Annotated in this window: 14 protein-coding genes; 3 read left to right on the top strand and 11 right to left on the bottom strand. The window is 51.9% G+C overall.

The genetic code is table 11. The annotated features are described in order from the left end of the window. Positions 1–14 precede the first annotated feature (14 nt). Entirely contained in the window at positions 15–1,259 is a 1,245-nt protein-coding gene (locus ACG2F4_RS05815; protein ID WP_395259272.1) for an ABC transporter permease, read from the bottom strand. A 240-nt stretch (positions 1,260–1,499) separates the two neighbouring features. On the opposite strand from ACG2F4_RS05815, the gene bshB1 reads away from it, so the two are divergent. After that, complete coding sequence (bshB1, locus tag ACG2F4_RS05820) at positions 1,500–2,252, top strand: bacillithiol biosynthesis deacetylase BshB1 (protein ID WP_395259273.1); 753 nt, start codon at positions 1,500–1,502, stop codon at positions 2,250–2,252. A 99-nt stretch (positions 2,253–2,351) separates the two neighbouring features. Here the strand turns inward: bshB1 and ACG2F4_RS05825 are convergent, their stop codons facing one another. Both ACG2F4_RS05825 and dnaG read right to left on the bottom strand, forming a co-directional pair. Continuing rightward, complete coding sequence (locus ACG2F4_RS05825; RefSeq protein ID WP_395259274.1) at positions 2,352–3,170, bottom strand: inositol monophosphatase family protein; 819 nt, start codon at positions 3,168–3,170, stop codon at positions 2,352–2,354. Between the two features lie 104 nt (positions 3,171–3,274). Beyond that, entirely contained in the window at positions 3,275–5,326 is a 2,052-nt protein-coding gene (dnaG, locus tag ACG2F4_RS05830; protein WP_395259275.1) for a DNA primase, read from the bottom strand. A gap of 149 nt (positions 5,327–5,475) precedes the next feature. Between dnaG and ACG2F4_RS05835 the strand changes: the two genes are divergently transcribed. Beyond that, complete coding sequence (locus ACG2F4_RS05835; RefSeq protein ID WP_395259276.1) at positions 5,476–6,114, top strand: LexA family protein; 639 nt, start codon at positions 5,476–5,478, stop codon at positions 6,112–6,114. On the opposite strand, the gene ACG2F4_RS05840 is transcribed toward ACG2F4_RS05835, so the two are convergent. After that, the gene (locus ACG2F4_RS05840; protein WP_395259277.1) at positions 6,111–6,434 is read right to left on the bottom strand and encodes a hypothetical protein; all 324 of its coding nucleotides are present in this window, start codon (positions 6,432–6,434) and stop codon (positions 6,111–6,113) included. The two genes, ACG2F4_RS05835 and ACG2F4_RS05840, sit on opposite strands and share 4 nt — an antisense overlap. 108 nt (positions 6,435–6,542) lie before the next feature. Between ACG2F4_RS05840 and ACG2F4_RS05845 the strand changes: the two genes are divergently transcribed. After that, entirely contained in the window at positions 6,543–7,901 is a 1,359-nt protein-coding gene (locus tag ACG2F4_RS05845) for a Y-family DNA polymerase (protein WP_395259278.1), read from the top strand. A 14-nt stretch (positions 7,902–7,915) separates the two neighbouring features. Here the strand turns inward: ACG2F4_RS05845 and ACG2F4_RS05850 are convergent, their stop codons facing one another. From ACG2F4_RS05850 to ACG2F4_RS05880, 7 genes are all read right to left on the bottom strand, one after another. Next, on the bottom strand, positions 7,916–8,905 hold the full coding sequence (locus ACG2F4_RS05850; RefSeq protein WP_395259279.1) for an aldo/keto reductase: 990 nt from the start codon (positions 8,903–8,905) through the stop codon (positions 7,916–7,918). A gap of 107 nt (positions 8,906–9,012) precedes the next feature. Continuing rightward, on the bottom strand, positions 9,013–9,540 hold the full coding sequence (locus ACG2F4_RS05855) for a hypothetical protein (protein ID WP_395259280.1): 528 nt from the start codon (positions 9,538–9,540) through the stop codon (positions 9,013–9,015). 94 nt (positions 9,541–9,634) lie between these two features. Beyond that, positions 9,635–10,801, bottom strand: coding sequence for an endo-1,4-beta-xylanase (locus ACG2F4_RS05860; protein WP_395259281.1), 1,167 nt, complete (start codon positions 10,799–10,801; stop codon positions 9,635–9,637). A 74-nt stretch (positions 10,802–10,875) separates the two neighbouring features. Beyond that, complete coding sequence (locus tag ACG2F4_RS05865; protein WP_395259282.1) at positions 10,876–11,694, bottom strand: RraA family protein; 819 nt, start codon at positions 11,692–11,694, stop codon at positions 10,876–10,878. A gap of 410 nt (positions 11,695–12,104) precedes the next feature. Then, on the bottom strand, positions 12,105–13,235 hold the full coding sequence (locus ACG2F4_RS05870; RefSeq protein WP_395259283.1) for a DUF3524 domain-containing protein: 1,131 nt from the start codon (positions 13,233–13,235) through the stop codon (positions 12,105–12,107). A gap of 81 nt (positions 13,236–13,316) precedes the next feature. Further along, on the bottom strand, positions 13,317–15,173 hold the full coding sequence (mutL, locus tag ACG2F4_RS05875) for a DNA mismatch repair endonuclease MutL (protein ID WP_395259284.1): 1,857 nt from the start codon (positions 15,171–15,173) through the stop codon (positions 13,317–13,319). 120 nt (positions 15,174–15,293) lie between these two features. Next, complete coding sequence (locus tag ACG2F4_RS05880) at positions 15,294–15,494, bottom strand: hypothetical protein (protein WP_395259285.1); 201 nt, start codon at positions 15,492–15,494, stop codon at positions 15,294–15,296. Positions 15,495–15,588: the final 94 nt, after the last annotated feature.

Below are 15,588 nucleotides of genomic sequence, written 5' to 3' on the forward strand. Positions count from 1 at the left end.
GCGAACAGCGTTGGTTATTCATATCGGAGCGACTCGATCGGGTCAGATTTTGCCGCGCGGTATGCTGGTAAAAAGCCAAAAGCCAGTCCCACAAGCGTACAGATTCCAAATGCCAGTGCCACCGTCTGCCAGCTCATGTAGGCCACAAAAAACTGGTTGATGACCTGTGTCGTAATCACGGACAGCGCCACCCCGATCAGCCCCCCAACCATGCAGATAATAGTGGCTTCGACCAGGAACTGGCCCAGTATCTCCCAGGCTTTGGCCCCCACCGCCTTGCGGATACCGATCTCCTTGGTGCGCTCCCGAACCGACACGAACATAATATTCATCACCCCGATGCCCCCGATAAACAAAGCCAGCGAGGTCAGGAATATACCGATCCCGTAGATTGCAAAGGTCATCGATTCATACTGCTGGCGAAAGGCTTCGGGCTTGTTGATGGCAAAATCGTTCTCCTCCATCGGGTCCAGCTGGCGGATCCGGCGCATGAGGCCCTCAATTTCGTATTCCCCTACGAGCTGTGCCTCCTCACTGGGGAATTTTACGATCAGGCGAACACCCGTCCTGGTGCCATAGATTTCCTGGAAAGCACTCATCGGGATAATAACCTGGTTATCGATATCTTCAAGTCCCAAAAAAGAACCCTGCCGCTCAAGCAGCCCGATTACCAAAAATCGCTGGCCGGCAATGCGCACCTGCTTGCCAAGCGGGTATTCAAGGTCAAAAAGAGCATCAGAAACGCTTTGGCCCATAACCACGACATTGGCTCCCGTTCGCTCCTCCTCCACCGTAAAAAAACGACCCTCCGCAATATCCATCGTGCTTGTCTGGGTGATCGTCTCGGTCGCTCCCTGGAGCATCACCCCGTTAGCATACGTATCCTCAAACCGCACCGTCACATTTCTGTTTGAGCTGGCTGAAACTGCACTCGCAAACCGGCTGGTTTCCTCGAGCTGATCCGCATAGTCGATCTTCATATCCGGGCGATTTCGATATTCCCACCACCGATACTCCCCGCTGCCGAGTCCCCAGGGCCATTTTTCCACATAAATCACGTTCTGTCCAAGCATGCTCATGCTATTTTCAAACGAACGGTCGATACCGTCGATGGTCGTCGACATGGTGGTTACGGAGACAATACCAATTACGATGCAGGTGGCTGTTAAAACGGAACGGGTCTTGTTGATTCCCAGCGCCCTCAGCGAAATTTTCAGGCTCTCCCACACGCTGTTTGCAATCCGATAAAATTTTGACATATCTCTGCGGTCATTGATCGTTAGCCATGTCGACTATTACGGAAAGAGAGCTCTTCGGTTACAAAAACCCGGTATTCGGGTAATATCGGTCCCGTTTTGACAATAGACAACTCATTTATTCAGGAGAGCTGGAACAGTGACAATTTCCCTTCACATTTCAGAATCTGCTGATAGTTCATTATCATTTTGCTCCGATAGATAAACCCCAATTATCAACCAATACATAAACCCAGATCCGCTGTGTCTCAAAAGAAACTAGATGTTCTCGCATTAGCCGCCCACCCCGACGACACCGACCTCTGCTGCGGGGGGACCCTGGCCAGGCTGGTTCAGCAGGGCAAAAAGGTGGGCGTCCTCGATCTGACCCGGGGAGAGATGGCCACCCGCGGTACCCCGGAAGACCGCCTTCGGGAATCCGAACATGCCGCCGACCTTCTTGGCCTTGAAGTCCGTATCAATATTGGGCTCCCTGATACCGAACTTGAAAACATCCCGGAATACCGGGAAAAGATCATCCGGGTCGTCCGGGCGTACCGTCCCCATATCTGCTTTGTCGGGGCCCCGGGCGACCGGCACCCCGACCACGGGGATGCCACCAGGCTGGAACTTGACGCCCTGTTCTACAGCGGACTCACCAAAATTAAAACGCATGATGCCGACGGGGATGAACAGCAGCGGTGGCGGCCCTCCCATATTTTGCATTACATGCAGGATCGCCCGTTTGAGCCGGACCTGGTCTTCGATATTTCCGACACGTTTGAGCTGAAGAAGAAAGCGATCCTGGCTTTCGAGACGCAGTTCAACGTCAGCGATCATGGCGACGAGCCGAAAAGTTATATCTCCTCAGAGCGCTTTTTCAAAAATGTTGAAGCCCGGGCCCGCCACTATGGCCACCTGATCGGCGCCGAATATGGAGAGCCGTTTAAATATTACAACGGACCGATCCCTTTTACATCGCTTGGCGAACTGTTTGATTCGGACCCGTTTCGATAAGGCATACTACGTTACGTATTGCGTACTGCGTAATCCGTGTTGCTTGTGCCGGAAGGTTATTGATTAGACGGTTTCGAATACGCAGTACGCAATACGAATTTACTTCTCCGCTTTCCGCTCTTCCGGCGTAAAGTGCTCTTCCACGGCGTTTAGAAGAAAATCGTGAATCACCTTATTCCCCGCCAGGATCCGCTTGCCAAACAGCCAGTTGTCGTCGCCCTCCCAGTCAGATATTTCGCCCCCGGCCTCCTGGATAATCAGGCTGGCCGCGGCTACATCCCAGGCATTGAGGGAGTATTCGTAGAAACCGTCAAAATACCCGGCCGCCACGCAGCACAAATCATAGGCCGCAGATCCCGGCCGCCGCACCCCGTGCGTGTTGTGCATCAGGTATTCAAACAGGTCCAGGTAGTGCTCAACCATGTGCAGGTCCCGGTAAGGGAATCCCGTGCCTATAAGCGAGTCTGCCGGGTCCGTGATCCTGGAAATATGAATCAGGGATCCATTCAACCGGGCACCCCGTCCCTTCTGAGCGGTAAAAAGCTGGTCGCGACCGACCTCCAGCACCACGCCCACTTTCGGCTCTCCATGCTCCCACATCGCCACCGATACACAGTAGATGGGAAAACCGTGAGCAAAATTGGTGGTGCCGTCAATGGGATCGACCAGCCAGGTACGGGCTTCCGGCACCCGGCGTTCCCCGGCACTCTCCTCCGCCATGATCTGGTCCTCCGGAAAAACATTGCGAATATGGGTTAAAATCACCTTTTCAGTTTCCAGGTCAGCATCGGTGACCAGATCGTTTTTGCCCTTGAGTTCGATATTAAAATTCTGGTTCGAGGTATAATTCCTAATAATTTCGCTCCCTTTTTGGGCAGCCTGTTTCGCAATTTCCAGTTCCTTTGAATAATCGGTCATTAATTAGAGGTTGAAGGTTGCAGGTTAAAGGTTACAGGTGAAGGTTGAAGGTTGAAGGAATAAAAATGATGATTTTCAGGTGGGCAAGTGAACCTGGAAACAGCCTATTTCTCCCCCTTCATCTTGTACTCAAACGTTTTTTTCGTCAGGCTTTTGCCCTCGTCGGACTCAGGATCCGGGAACAGTTCATCCAGGGTTGACTGCTGCAGCAGCGTTCGCTGCCTTCCCACCTCCTTCATAGTGCGCATCACTTTTTTCCGCTCCCCGGCCGTCTCGCACGCTTGGTATTTTTCATATAGTTCCCGCTGGAGGCGATCCAGGTAATGAATCTTCAATGCTTTAAGAGCCCCTTTGGCCGTCATGTAGGGATTTTTATCCCGTTTATACTGAACGCCGGTTTTCTCGGAGTGTCGCTCACTGACCGAATGTTCCTCCAGGGCAATTTCGCCCACCAGCTGCGGATAGGGGTGCTCGCGGTCGGCATAGACCTGCACCGAAATCTCCTTCTCCTCCTTGTATCGTTCAATGATATCCAGGTAGAACGCTTTAAGCTCTTCATCTTCAAACTGCTGTTCGTTGCAGAGCGAGCCGATGTAATCGATCATGGGGCGTTCATACATCAGCATCAGGCGGATCAGCTCTTTTTCATAGTTGGGCTTTTTGCCAACAGGGGTGCTTTTACGAGGTTTTTCCCGGGATTCGGCTTGGTTAACCTGCTGTTCAAATGCCCGCGTATGATCATCAGGTTGATGTGGAGGTGGCGGAGCTTGTTCCTGTTGCTGCCGACGCTTGCGTTCTTCTCTTTTTTGAGCTCTTTCTTTTTGTTTTTCTCTTTCCTCAAGCTTTTTGGCTCTTAATACATTAGCCCGGCCCATAAGGTCCCTGTCATAATCAGCGGTATATTCTTGGGTCATCTTATGCAACTGCCGAACATATATTTGCCTTTTTATTTCATCAGAAATTTCAGCAATAGAATTCAAGACTTCATCTACAAAGGGTTTTACTTTAGTCGTATCATCTAATATACCTTCCCTTTGTGCTTTATTAACTAGAAAAGAAACAAAGTCTTCCGAACTTTCCTGTTTCAACTCCAGGAACGACTCTTTCCCAAACTGGCGAACGAACGAATCGGGATCTTCTCCCTCCGGCAGTTCCAGCAGCTTTACATCCATACCTTCGGCCAGCGCAATGTTAATTCCGCGCTTCATCGCCCGCTGGCCCGCACTGTCCGAGTCGTACAGCATCGTGATGGCATCCCCGTAGCGGTGCAGCAGGTGCATCTGTCCCCTGGTCAGCGAGGTACCGCTGGAGGCGACCACATTTTCAATATCGTGTTGATGGAGTGTGATCACATCGGTATAGCCCTCCACCAGCAGCACATTCCCGGTCTTGCGGATGCCGCCCTTGGCGAAGTTCACTCCATAAAGCACCTCGCTTTTATTGTAGACTTTGGTCTGGGGAGAGTTGATATATTTGGCCGTCTTTTCATTTCCCAACACACGTCCCGCAAAAGCGATCACTTTGCCCGAGGGATTAAAAATCGGGAACATCAGCCGGCCCCGGAAGGTGTCGTAATACCCCGATCCCCGCTTGCTGGGCTTGATAAGTCCGGCTTCCAGCAGGTATTCATCGTTCAAGCCGGAATCGACGGCGGCCTTATACAGCTTTTCTCCGCCGCGCGGGGCATATCCCAGCCCGAACTTCTGCATGATATGGCGGTTATAGCCCCGGTTCTGGAGGTACTGCCGCGCCTGCTCCGCCTCATCGCTTTCGACGAGCTGCCGGTAATAGTAGACGCCGGCATAGCGGAGCGCGTGATAGATCCCTTCGCGCAGGTTGTGCTCCTCGTCAAATTCCTGGGCTTCCTCTTCAGGCAGCGAAACGCCAAACCGCTCGGCCAGGGTACGCATCGCCTCCACAAAACCGATACCGTCCATCTCCATCACAAAATTGAATACATCGCCGGACTCCCCGCACCCAAAACATTTATAGATACCCAGGTCGGGCGTTACGTGAAAGGAAGGCGTATTTTCGTCATGAAACGGGCAAAGTCCCTTGTAGCTGCGTCCGGATCGCTTCAGCTTCACATAGTCTTCCACTACCTCCACAATGTCGGCCGCCTCGCGAATTTCTTCTTTTTTGGAATCGGGGATCATAAACGTTGCTTCTTGAAGTAGGTAAGAATGATAAGGGAAAAGCATATGATTTTCACCTGCTGATTACAAGGAGTTCCACCCATATCTTTTGATCTGGATGCTCCAATCCCTATATTTATGTACAAATATACATACCCTGATCCTGAGTTATGGCACTTACCGAAAAACGACAACGGTTTTACGACAGCCTCCTCTCCTTCTTCCGGCAGCACCTGCGGATGCCCACCCACCGGGAGGCGGCCCGGCGCAACGGACTCAAATCCGCCAACAGCTCGGTGCAGTATCACCAGGCGCTTGCCGAGGAGGGACTGCTGAAGAAGGATGAAAACGGCAACTACATCTTTTCCTCCCCGCTCGACGTGTGGCCCGGCGGCAACCCGGACAGCGCCGTCATTCCGGTGCTCGGCGAAATTACGGCCGGCACCATGCAGGAGGCCGTGGAGTCGGATCTCGGGGAACTGACCTTTGACCACCTCTTCCCCAGCGTAGACAACCTTTTTGCCCTACGCGTAAAGGGGATGAGCATGAAGGAGCTCGATATCACCGACGGTGACTACGTGCTGCTTTCCAAGACGGAGCTGCGCAACGGGGATGTGGGTGCCGTGCTCTACAACGGGGAGACCACGCTTAAAAAAGTGCACAAAGAGCAGGACAGGCTCCGACTAAAACCCGCCAATCCCGAATACGACGATATCATCATCGAGCCGGGCGAATCGGAGGAGGTTCGAATTCTGGGCAAATATGTGGGACATCTGAACGACCAGGGATTGATCAAATCTCCGTATTAGCCTCCACCATCCAGTATCATCTCATCCCTGCTGCTCAGTAAAAACCAGCCGATCTTGCGGGTGTCAAACACGATATTCATGTATCGCTCCTCTTCGGTGACCAGCGTTACGTGGACCTGCTTGTGGCCGTGTCCCACGGGCTCTTCGTGACAGGCACGCACGCTCTGCACGCGATGTTTCCGCCCGTTTTCCTCTAGAATGCGGATCGGCTGCAGACGGTGGGTGATGCCGCGGTTTTTATCCCCAAACGACGCCACGGTGGTGATGACCACCAGCGGTTTCGGCTCTTTTTTCTGTTCCTGCGAATTTTGTTGGTTCATATACGCCCCTTTTGCTGATCATTGGAAATTCTGTTTGATAATCATGGGTGGTTTTATAATTTATGTACAAATGTACATAAATTATCACAAACCCGGTTGCCTGTCAACATGAATTCCATCTCTCATACCCCGCTTCCCGCGCTTCCGGATCCCGGCCGGTACCAGCTCCGGAGAAATGTGCACAACATCACGCGCTACCAGACGATTGCCGCCGACATGCAGCACGTCAGCTCCAAACCGCGCCTCTACGTACATGTGGACATGAACGCATTTTACGCGCAGGTGGAACAGATGTGCTATAATCTCTACGGCATCCCGGTAGTGGTGGGGGGATGGCGCAAACCGGACGGGACGGTCAAGGGCATTGTGGCCACCAGCTCCTACGAGGCCCGCGCGTGGGGCGTAAAAACAGGCATGAGCGCGCTCGAAGCCTGCAAATTGTGTCCCTACGTAGTATTCAAGCAGGTGGATTATGAAAAATACCGCGCCTACAGCAAGCGCATCAAGGCGGTGCTCGATACCTTTTCGCCTGACGTGGAGGCCTACAGCATGGATGAGTTTTTTATGGATATCACCTGGAAAAGGCGGGAATCCCGGGAAGAGCTGATGGAGTTTGGCAGGGCGATCAAGGAAGCGATCCATGAAGATACTCACCTCCGCTGCAGCCTGGGTATATCAACTTCAAAAACCTATGCAAAGCTGGCTTCAGATCTGAAAAAGCCCAACGGACTTACCGTTCTGACGGAGAAAAGGGAGATACAAAAACATATCTGGCCGCTCCCTCTTGACGAGGTTTGGGGTATCGGGCGGCGGCGGTACGCCAAGCTAAAACTTAAGGGCCTTTATACCATTAAAGATGGAATTGACAACGGTTATCCAGCCTTTCAAAAAATATTCGGGGACTACTTCGGGAAAATTCTGTGGATGACGGTGGCGGGCAAAGACCAGGCAGTGGTGATGGATCAAACGGAGTACGTTCCCAGGCGGGTGGGATACGGGCACACCTTCTCCACATGGACCGACGATCCGTGGAGGGTAGCAGGAGAATTTGCCAAGGCCGCCAAGCAGGTATGCTACCGGCTGCGGGGCTACGGCAAAAAGTCAGACAAGTTTATGGGGACGGTCCGTTTCCAGGGTACCGAAAAAGAGGGATTCTCGTTTGCCTTCCGCGCGCCGGGTCATACCAACCTCGACCGCTACGTGATCAAGCACTGCCTGGAAAAGGTAGTGCCGAGACTTTTTCACTACCGGAAATTCGGCCGCAGGTTCCGGTCCATCATGCTCAGCACCACGGAGCTGGATATGACCACCCAGACCGAGCTCTTTTTCCGGGAAGAGACCAGGCTCAAGCGGCTGTACCAGGCGATGGATTACCTCAACAACCGCTTCGGACCGGATACAGTCCATCACGGGATCGCCCGGTTTGATGTGAAAGGACACACACACTTCAAGGAGCGGTCGATGTAAACCGGTGAAGCGGGTTAATAACGGCCCCGGATATTAGGACGAATCTCGGAATCGTACAGCGCCCGCAGCCGCCGATGAATATCCCCGCTCAGCGGGTCGAGTGAAGAGGCGCCGGTATTGCTTTCCACATGGACCTTCCTGGTAGCACCCGGTATTACCGTCGTAACCTGCGGATGATCCAGGATCCAGCGCAGGGCCAGTTGCGGCATCTCGCCTTCCGGCATGATCTGCTTAATTTTTTCGACCAGCTCCACCCCTTTGTTGAATTCAATTCCAGAGAACGTTTCTCCCACATTGAACGCTTCGCCATCCGCGTTAAAGTTGCGGTGGTCATCTTCGGAGAATGTGGTGTCCTCATCAAATTTGCCGGTCAGGAGGCCGCTGGCCAGGGGTACCCGCACAATCAGTGCCACATCTTTTTCAGCGGCCTGTTCAAAGAAATCATCCGCCAGGTGCTGGCGAAACAGGTTGAAAATAATCTGCAGTGACCCGAGCCCCTCCTGCTCCAGGCAGATCCGGGCTTCCTCGGCAGTCTCAACGCTTACGCCCCAGTGTCTGATCAGGCCTTCATCCTGTATTTTGCGGAAATGATCAAACACATCGCCCTTTTTCAGCTGCTCGGTGGGAATGCAGTGAAATTGATCCAGGAACAGCTGATCGAGACCCAGGTTCTCAAGGGAACTCTCCACGTGCTCCCGCATCACATCGTAGGTAAAATTCTGCGGCCAGCCGTAGCCGTCATCTTCGCGCCGCCCCAGTTTTGTTGCCACATAAATGTCGCGATCACTTTCCACCTGCTTTAAAAATTTGCCAATTTTACGCTCGCTTACCCCCATCCCGTAGATATCGGCGGTATCAATAAAATTGCCCCCATTATCCACGTATGCCTGGAGTATGGCAAAGGCTTCTTCCTCGCTGACATCCCCCCACTCGCTGCTGCCCAGCTGCCAGGTTCCAAGTCCCACTTCTGATACCGATGTTCCTTTAAATGAGCGATAATTCATATACTTAAATATTTAGTTCTTAATAATTGATCTGTCCAGTTAGCCCGGATTTCTCACGAATATGTTGGTGAGGTAATCCGGGTTAGTACACAATACATGCAATCCAATCATGCCCCCGCTTCACTTTCCAGGGCCTGCTTTAATCGTTCAAACTCCGTTCCTGATACCTTAAACAGGGTACCGTGGCGCATCTCTTCCGTAAAGGAGACCTGGTCTGAAATGTCTTTCCATTTTTTCAGATCGGGTGATGAGACGGCTCCCATCTCTCCCTTTCGGTACTTGTCGGAATAGACGATCCAGCGGTCCTCCAGCTTCAACGCTGTGGGACCCACCGCCCAATACTCCCCGGTAATGGGACCACTTGCTTTTCCATAGGGACCGGTCAGGTATCGCCCGTACGCTATGCGTATATTTTTTCCCGGCGGCCAGCGGGTCTCATTTTTCAGAAACATCACATACCGGTCGCCGTCCGGCGTTATGGTCGCATCAATAACGTTAAAGCCCTGGTCATACCGCAACCTGGTATCGGAAAAACTTTTAAAATCACGGGTGGTGGTGTAATACATCCGGTGATTGTAGTTCTTATCGCGGTATCCTGTTGAAGCAACGACAGCATCAGAACCCATTCGAATCATAACCAGCCAATGAGCATTATTCTTGAAAATTTCACTCCATATATAATATTCCCGGAGCATTTATACAATAATCCGGCACAAATACAACCGGGACCTATTCATTCGCTACGTCCAGGACCGCCTCCAGCGCAGGCTTCGGTTGGTACTCACGATCAAACAACAGCGGGTAATTTGTGCGGCCCGGAATCGGAAAATTGTTTAACCAGGATTGCCCGTCGTTCAGTCCCCAAAATGTTACCCGGCTAATCTTGTCCCGGTGTTTTTTGAACAGTTCAAACAGCTCCACATACCGGTCGGTGAGCTGTTGCTGCACCGAGTCGGGCAGGCCTTCGCGGTAGGGATTGAGTGCCTCGGGAACCGTATCGCCGGCATCCTCCGCTGATCCCATATCCGCGCTTACCTCTCCCTTTCCCGGCAGCACATCGATATCCAGCTCGGTAATCATCACCTTAACTCCCAGCCCCGCAAACGCCTCGATGCTCTCTTCCACCATCTGAACGGGAGGATGGTCTATCTTCAGGTGGGCCTGCATACCTATCCCATCGATACGAATTCCCTTCTCCTGCAGGCGCTTCACAAGATCGATGGCCGCCTGCCGTTTTTCCGGCTTCCAGAGGTTGTAATCGTTGTAATACAGCTCTGCGTCGGGAGCAGCCTGGTCAGCGTACTCGAACGCCTTCTCCACATAATCTTCCCCGATAATTTGGTACCACTTCGTTTCACGCATGCCTCCTTCATCCAGCACCGCTTCATTGACCACATCCCATCCATCGATGCGCCCCCGGTAGCGACCGGCCACCGAATCGATGTGAGCTTTCATCCGCTGCAGCAGGGCCTCCCGCCCGAGATCTTCACTATTTTCATCTTTAAACACCCAGTCGGGCACCTGAGAGTGCCACACAAGGGTATGCCCGACGATAAACATCTCATTTTTCTCCCCGAACTCGACAAAGCGGTCTGCCGGGCCAAAATTATATTCATCCGGTTGGGGATGTACCCGCTCCCACTTGAGCAGATTTTCCGGGGTGATGGAGTTAAAATGGTTGGTGATCAGCGGAGTGGCCTCCGGAGTTTCACCCTCCACCTGGAACCTGTTTAGCGCGACGCCTATGTTAAACTGGTCTTGGTACGCCCGGGCAAGCGAGTTCAGTTCGGATTCATTCTGGCTGTTTTCCCGGACCTGACAGCCGGCCAGCAAAAGCAGAACAAGCATGAATATGCCCGACTCCTGTTGTAATCGTCTATGTATTGTATTATTCATTGTGAGATGATCATTTAAATTGACATTGTGTGCATCGTTTTTCACAGATCGGGCGCCAAAACAGGCACTCGCAATTACTGATCTTCCCGTTCCGGCTGAACGGTGTGATCCAGCGGAATTCCCAGCTTTTTATAAAGGTTTCGGCGAGCCTGTTTGTCGCCCTTCAATATCTCGCGGGCATACTCAGCCACCTGGCGGGCGTGCTTCCGGGGCACCACTATAACACCATCTCCGTCGGCAACAACCACATCTCCGGGATTCACCAGCACGCCGCCCACAACCACCGGCTTATTCACCGATTCAATCTCATTGCGCCCGGGACGGATACCGCGCCCGCGGTTGGCATGATCCAGGTAGACCGGTATCTTTTGCTTGATAATCTCATCGGTGTCTCGCACCGCCCCGTTGGAGATAACCGCCCTGGTTCCCAGGCTTTTCCACAGCAGCCCGTTATAGGATCCCATTGTTCCCGTATCGCCATCCCCGCCGGCATCGATGACCAGCATGGAGCCTTCCTTCAGCGAATCCACGAACGGTTCTGGCGAAATATTGGTGTACCAGTCGCCTTCCCACTCCTGGAACTCCTCTTTTGACATCGGGTTTTTCACCACCTTGTTGGTCGGAACATACCGCGCCGTTACGGCGATACCCTGCGCAATGTGGGAAAAATCATCGATATCTTTCCACAACGCTTCAATCTTTTGATCCATGAGTCCCACGTCCGGCAGCCCCACCATATCCATACCGTCAGAGACATCAGCCACCCGGAGCCCTTCGTACAGGTCCAATATTTCCTGATCCGTAAGCTGTTCCTGGGCTGACGCGGAGGTCCATATTCCTGCAAAAACAAGAACCAGTGTTACCGTTTTTAAAAGCAATGCTGATTTTTTCATCTTCATCTGTTTTTCCCTTTAAGTTGTAGAGGGCTTTTGAAAAACCAGGAATGTTGGTCAAGATCAATCCCTGATGGGGTTCGAAATCGCAGTTTATATCTCATAAATGAGGATTTCGAATCCGCGAAAATAACGATATTGGCCTAAACAACGGTTTTGCAAAAACCTCTTGTAGAATTTAATCCCGCTTTATTAATACGTTCGATCCATCCTCGTCCCCGACAGGTAGTCACTGAACCCGGGATCTGACAAGCCCGGGTTTTAAACCGGGCATATGCGAAACGGTCATTTATATACTATAAATTAGGAATTTGAAATCCACAAAATTACCGCTATCAGAACCAACAAGTGGGTTTAAAACCTTCTGAACATACCCCGCCCAATTCGAACAGTTTGTTGCCAGGTTTGAATCAGAGTGGTTGCCTGATTTCCTCCTGGGCAAACTCTTCAAATACCCGATCATATTCGGCAATTTTGTTGTCCCAGTCCAAATATGTATTAATCGTTTGCAGTGAATTTTTGGGCAGCGGCTTGGTGTTTCCGGTGATCAGATCCTTGAGATAGTGGAACAGGTCGTCTTCAGTGTCGTACAGTACCGGAGCGTGCAACAGCGGTTTTTGCAGGCTTTTGGGGATCAGTTCCGGGTAGTGCAGGCGGTTGGGCAGCAGCGGGTGGCACCCGCAGTAGATCGCCTCCATGATGGCGACACAGAAAAACTCGTAGGTAGCAGTCGACACCACGATATCTCCGCTGTGCAGCAGCCTGCTGTAGTTTTTTTTGTTTTCAACATAGCCAAAATGAGTGATATGCCGACCATAGCGCTGCCACGCTTTTTCGAACTCTTCCGGCTTCTCATGCTGGGTATCGCCCGCCAATATCAGGTCAAATTTAAGATCAATGTCGTTTAGCCGGTTGAGTACCCTGAAAAACATCGCCGGGTTGCGGTCAAACTGCCAGCGCTGGTTCCAGACAATCACCGGGTGCTCATTCGTTTCCCGCGTGTCCGGCTCCGAGTCGAACCGCTTCAGATCGAGTCCCGGGTACAAAACCATGCTTTTTTTCGCAATCTTGTCAAGCGTATTGTAGTGCTTGTCTTCGGGATGGTTTTCCAGGAAATCCGGCAGGGCCCGCATCACATCATCTTTGTGAAATTTTGAGGAAAAGATCAGACGGTCGGCCGCGAGCATGCTCAGGTAGTTGATGTAGCAATAGGTTAAATCCCGTTCTTCATCCTCGGGGATCGGCTGGGTAAATTGGTTTTCATGCATGTACATAATTTTCGGGACCTCGGCAAACCGGGGGTTGGTCAGCGCCAAAAAAGCGGGCAGGTTGGTCATACTGCTTACGAACAGCAGGTCGATCTCCTCCTCCACCTCTTTAACCATACCGGCGAGAGCCACCGAATCGCCGTGCATCCGCCATTTCCATCCTTTATAGCTAAGGCTGACAGGTATAATATTGTGGCGCGAATGCTCCTTGAGACCCTGCAGAAACGCTTTGTGGGATCCGCTGTAAAATGGTTCTACTGCCAGTATATTCATTCATTGAATGATTGAGAGATTCAGTGATTGAGCGAGTGCCAATCAATATTCTTGCTCGGTCAGCAGACTGAAAATTCCCTGCTACCTGAAACGCGATTCGATATCTTCGAGCCCAATATAAACGATTGTAGCCTTATTCAAAGGATCCTTGTAAGGTTCCTGGCAGGCAAACAGCTGGTCAATCAGTCCCTCCATCTCTTCGTTGGTGAGATGCTTCCCCTTGTTGATGGCGGTCTTGGAGGCAAAAGCCACGGCCAGCTTGTGGCGCTCATCCAGATCAAACGTTCCCTCCAGGTCACGGTATTGATGCAGCATCGATTTCAGCACCGACTGCTCATCCCCGATATCGATATCCGCCGGTACGCCGTTGATCATCGCCGTGTTGCCGCTCATCAGCTGGATGTTGAACCCCATTCGCTGCAGGATGCCGTGCAGCTCTTTGAGGAGGGAAAAATCGGTAGCCGAGAGCTCTACAGTCTGGGCAAAAAGCAGTTGCTGGGTGCTCGGCAGGGCCGATTCGGTAGCGTGCAGCGCCTTTTCATAAATAATACGCTTGTGGGCGGCGTGCTGATCTATCATGCATAGGCCGGACCGCGTTTGGGTGAGGATATAGCTGTTGTGAAGCTGCCAGAAGTTTCCATCTTCCGTACGATCGGGCTTCCCTGATTTTCCCGGCTGCTTTTCCTTTTCCCCGCTGCTCCCGCTTTCCTGCTGGTAGAGCTGCCGGGCCAACTGGTCGCCCTCTTTCTGGGGGCCGGTCGATTCATAGTTGATTCGAGACGGAAACCGTACCGGGCCTCCCCCGGTCGGTTGCCTGCTTTGGGATCGCCCACTTCCACTTTTAAAATTAAAATCGCTGCTGAAGCCACTATCAAAATCAGAGCGTCTCGCTTTTCCTTCATCCCGATCTACCTCGGGCACCATAAAATGCTCGTTCAACGCCTTTTTTACCACCGATTTGACCAGTTTGATCACACTCCGCTCATCCTCGAACTTGACTTCCTCTTTGGCGGGATGCACATTCACATCCACCTGCTTTGGGTCGATGTCTAAAAATATTGCAAAAAAAGGATACTCCTTCTCTCCCATCCAGGGATCGTAAATACTGAGCACCACATGCGTAAGATACCGGTGCTGAAACGGGCGATTATTGACAAAAAGAAACTGCTCGCCCCGGCTTTTCTTGGTAAGCTTGGGATCTGAAAGCACCCCGCGAACCGTCACATAGCTGGTCTGCTCTTCAAATTCCAGCAAGCTGGCCTTGTATCCCTTGCCAAACATCGCCGCAATGCGCTCCTTAATCGGCTGACCGGCGGTCAGATCATAAATTTCATCGGTGTCGGCGATCACGGTAAACCCGATATCCGGATGTCCAAGCGCCGCCTGCTGAATCGTCTTGAGGATATGACGGAATTCGGTGGCATCCGTCTTTAAAAACTGGCGGCGGGCCGGCACGTTGTAAAATATATTCCGAACGGCCACAGAGGTCCCGTCATCGACGGCCGCCGGCTTGAACTCCTTCTCTTCTCCTCCCCATATCTCATATTCGTATCCCATCTCATCTCCGGGCCGCTTGCTCTTCAAGGTGACCTGTGATACGGATGCGATTGAAGCCATCGCTTCCCCGCGGAATCCCAGCGTGCGCACGCGGAACAGATCATCCACTGAATTTATTTTAGAGGTAGCATGCTGCTCAAAGCAAAGACGGATATCCTCCTCTCCCATGCCACAGCCGTTATCGATCACCTGGATCAGGGTTCGCCCCGCATTTTGGATGACGATCTTGATCTGGTCGGCCCCGGCATCGATCGCATTGTCGAGCAGCTCCTTGACCACCGAGGCGGGACGCTGGATAACCTCTCCGGCGGCAATTTTATTTGAGATTTCGGGCGGGAGCTGGTGAATTATAGATTGGGAAGTCTCACTGGTTTCGCTCAATATATCTGGGATATGTGTATTGGGATCTTAACGTATTATGGTTCAGACAGACGGATCAATTATAGGCGAAAAGGTAGCAAAAACTTTCGCCCTTAAACAACTTCAACCCACAATCAAATACTACAATGCTGAAATAAGCCAAACCACAAACGAGAGCAACAGCGCGTAAAGCATTACCGACCGGCCCTGATGGCTTTTCTTGCGTGGTCGCTTGATCTTTATCCGCCGTTTTTTTCGCTCCTCCTTCTTGGGATCGTAATACCGAAATTGATAGTCAAATTTTTTGGGATTGGGCCTGTGCCCGAACATCGATTTTAGCATAACAAACCTCCGTTTTTAAACTCTAACGCAAAGATACAGCATATCGTGCCAAATCGAAAGGTGATACCTGGCCTCGTACTCACTGCAGCACAGC

Source organism: Halalkalibaculum sp. DA3122 (assembly GCF_043951865.1).
Lineage (GTDB): Bacteria > Bacteroidota > Rhodothermia > Balneolales > Balneolaceae > JAMQKA01.

Bases quoted from the DNA above. Each gene is read 5' to 3' on its own strand.
- ACG2F4_RS05850 (WP_395259279.1), bottom strand. From the start codon at position 8,905: ATGAATTATCGCTCATTTAAAGGAACATCGGTATCAGAAGTGGGACTT.
- ACG2F4_RS05860 (WP_395259281.1), bottom strand. From the start codon at position 10,801: ATGAATAATACAATACATAGACGATTACAACAGGAGTCGGGCATATTC.
- ACG2F4_RS05880 (WP_395259285.1), bottom strand. From the start codon at position 15,494: ATGCTAAAATCGATGTTCGGGCACAGGCCCAATCCCAAAAAATTTGAC.
- ACG2F4_RS05825 (WP_395259274.1), bottom strand. From the start codon at position 3,170: ATGACCGATTATTCAAAGGAACTGGAAATTGCGAAACAGGCTGCCCAA.
- ACG2F4_RS05835 (WP_395259276.1), top strand. From the start codon at position 5,476: ATGGCACTTACCGAAAAACGACAACGGTTTTACGACAGCCTCCTCTCC.
- ACG2F4_RS05840 (WP_395259277.1), bottom strand. From the start codon at position 6,434: ATGAACCAACAAAATTCGCAGGAACAGAAAAAAGAGCCGAAACCGCTG.
- ACG2F4_RS05845 (WP_395259278.1), top strand. From the start codon at position 6,543: ATGAATTCCATCTCTCATACCCCGCTTCCCGCGCTTCCGGATCCCGGC.
- ACG2F4_RS05865 (WP_395259282.1), bottom strand. From the start codon at position 11,694: ATGAAAAAATCAGCATTGCTTTTAAAAACGGTAACACTGGTTCTTGTT.
- dnaG (WP_395259275.1), bottom strand. From the start codon at position 5,326: ATGATCCCCGATTCCAAAAAAGAAGAAATTCGCGAGGCGGCCGACATT.
- ACG2F4_RS05815 (WP_395259272.1), bottom strand. From the start codon at position 1,259: ATGTCAAAATTTTATCGGATTGCAAACAGCGTGTGGGAGAGCCTGAAA.
- ACG2F4_RS05855 (WP_395259280.1), bottom strand. From the start codon at position 9,540: ATGATTCGAATGGGTTCTGATGCTGTCGTTGCTTCAACAGGATACCGC.
- ACG2F4_RS05870 (WP_395259283.1), bottom strand. From the start codon at position 13,235: ATGAATATACTGGCAGTAGAACCATTTTACAGCGGATCCCACAAAGCG.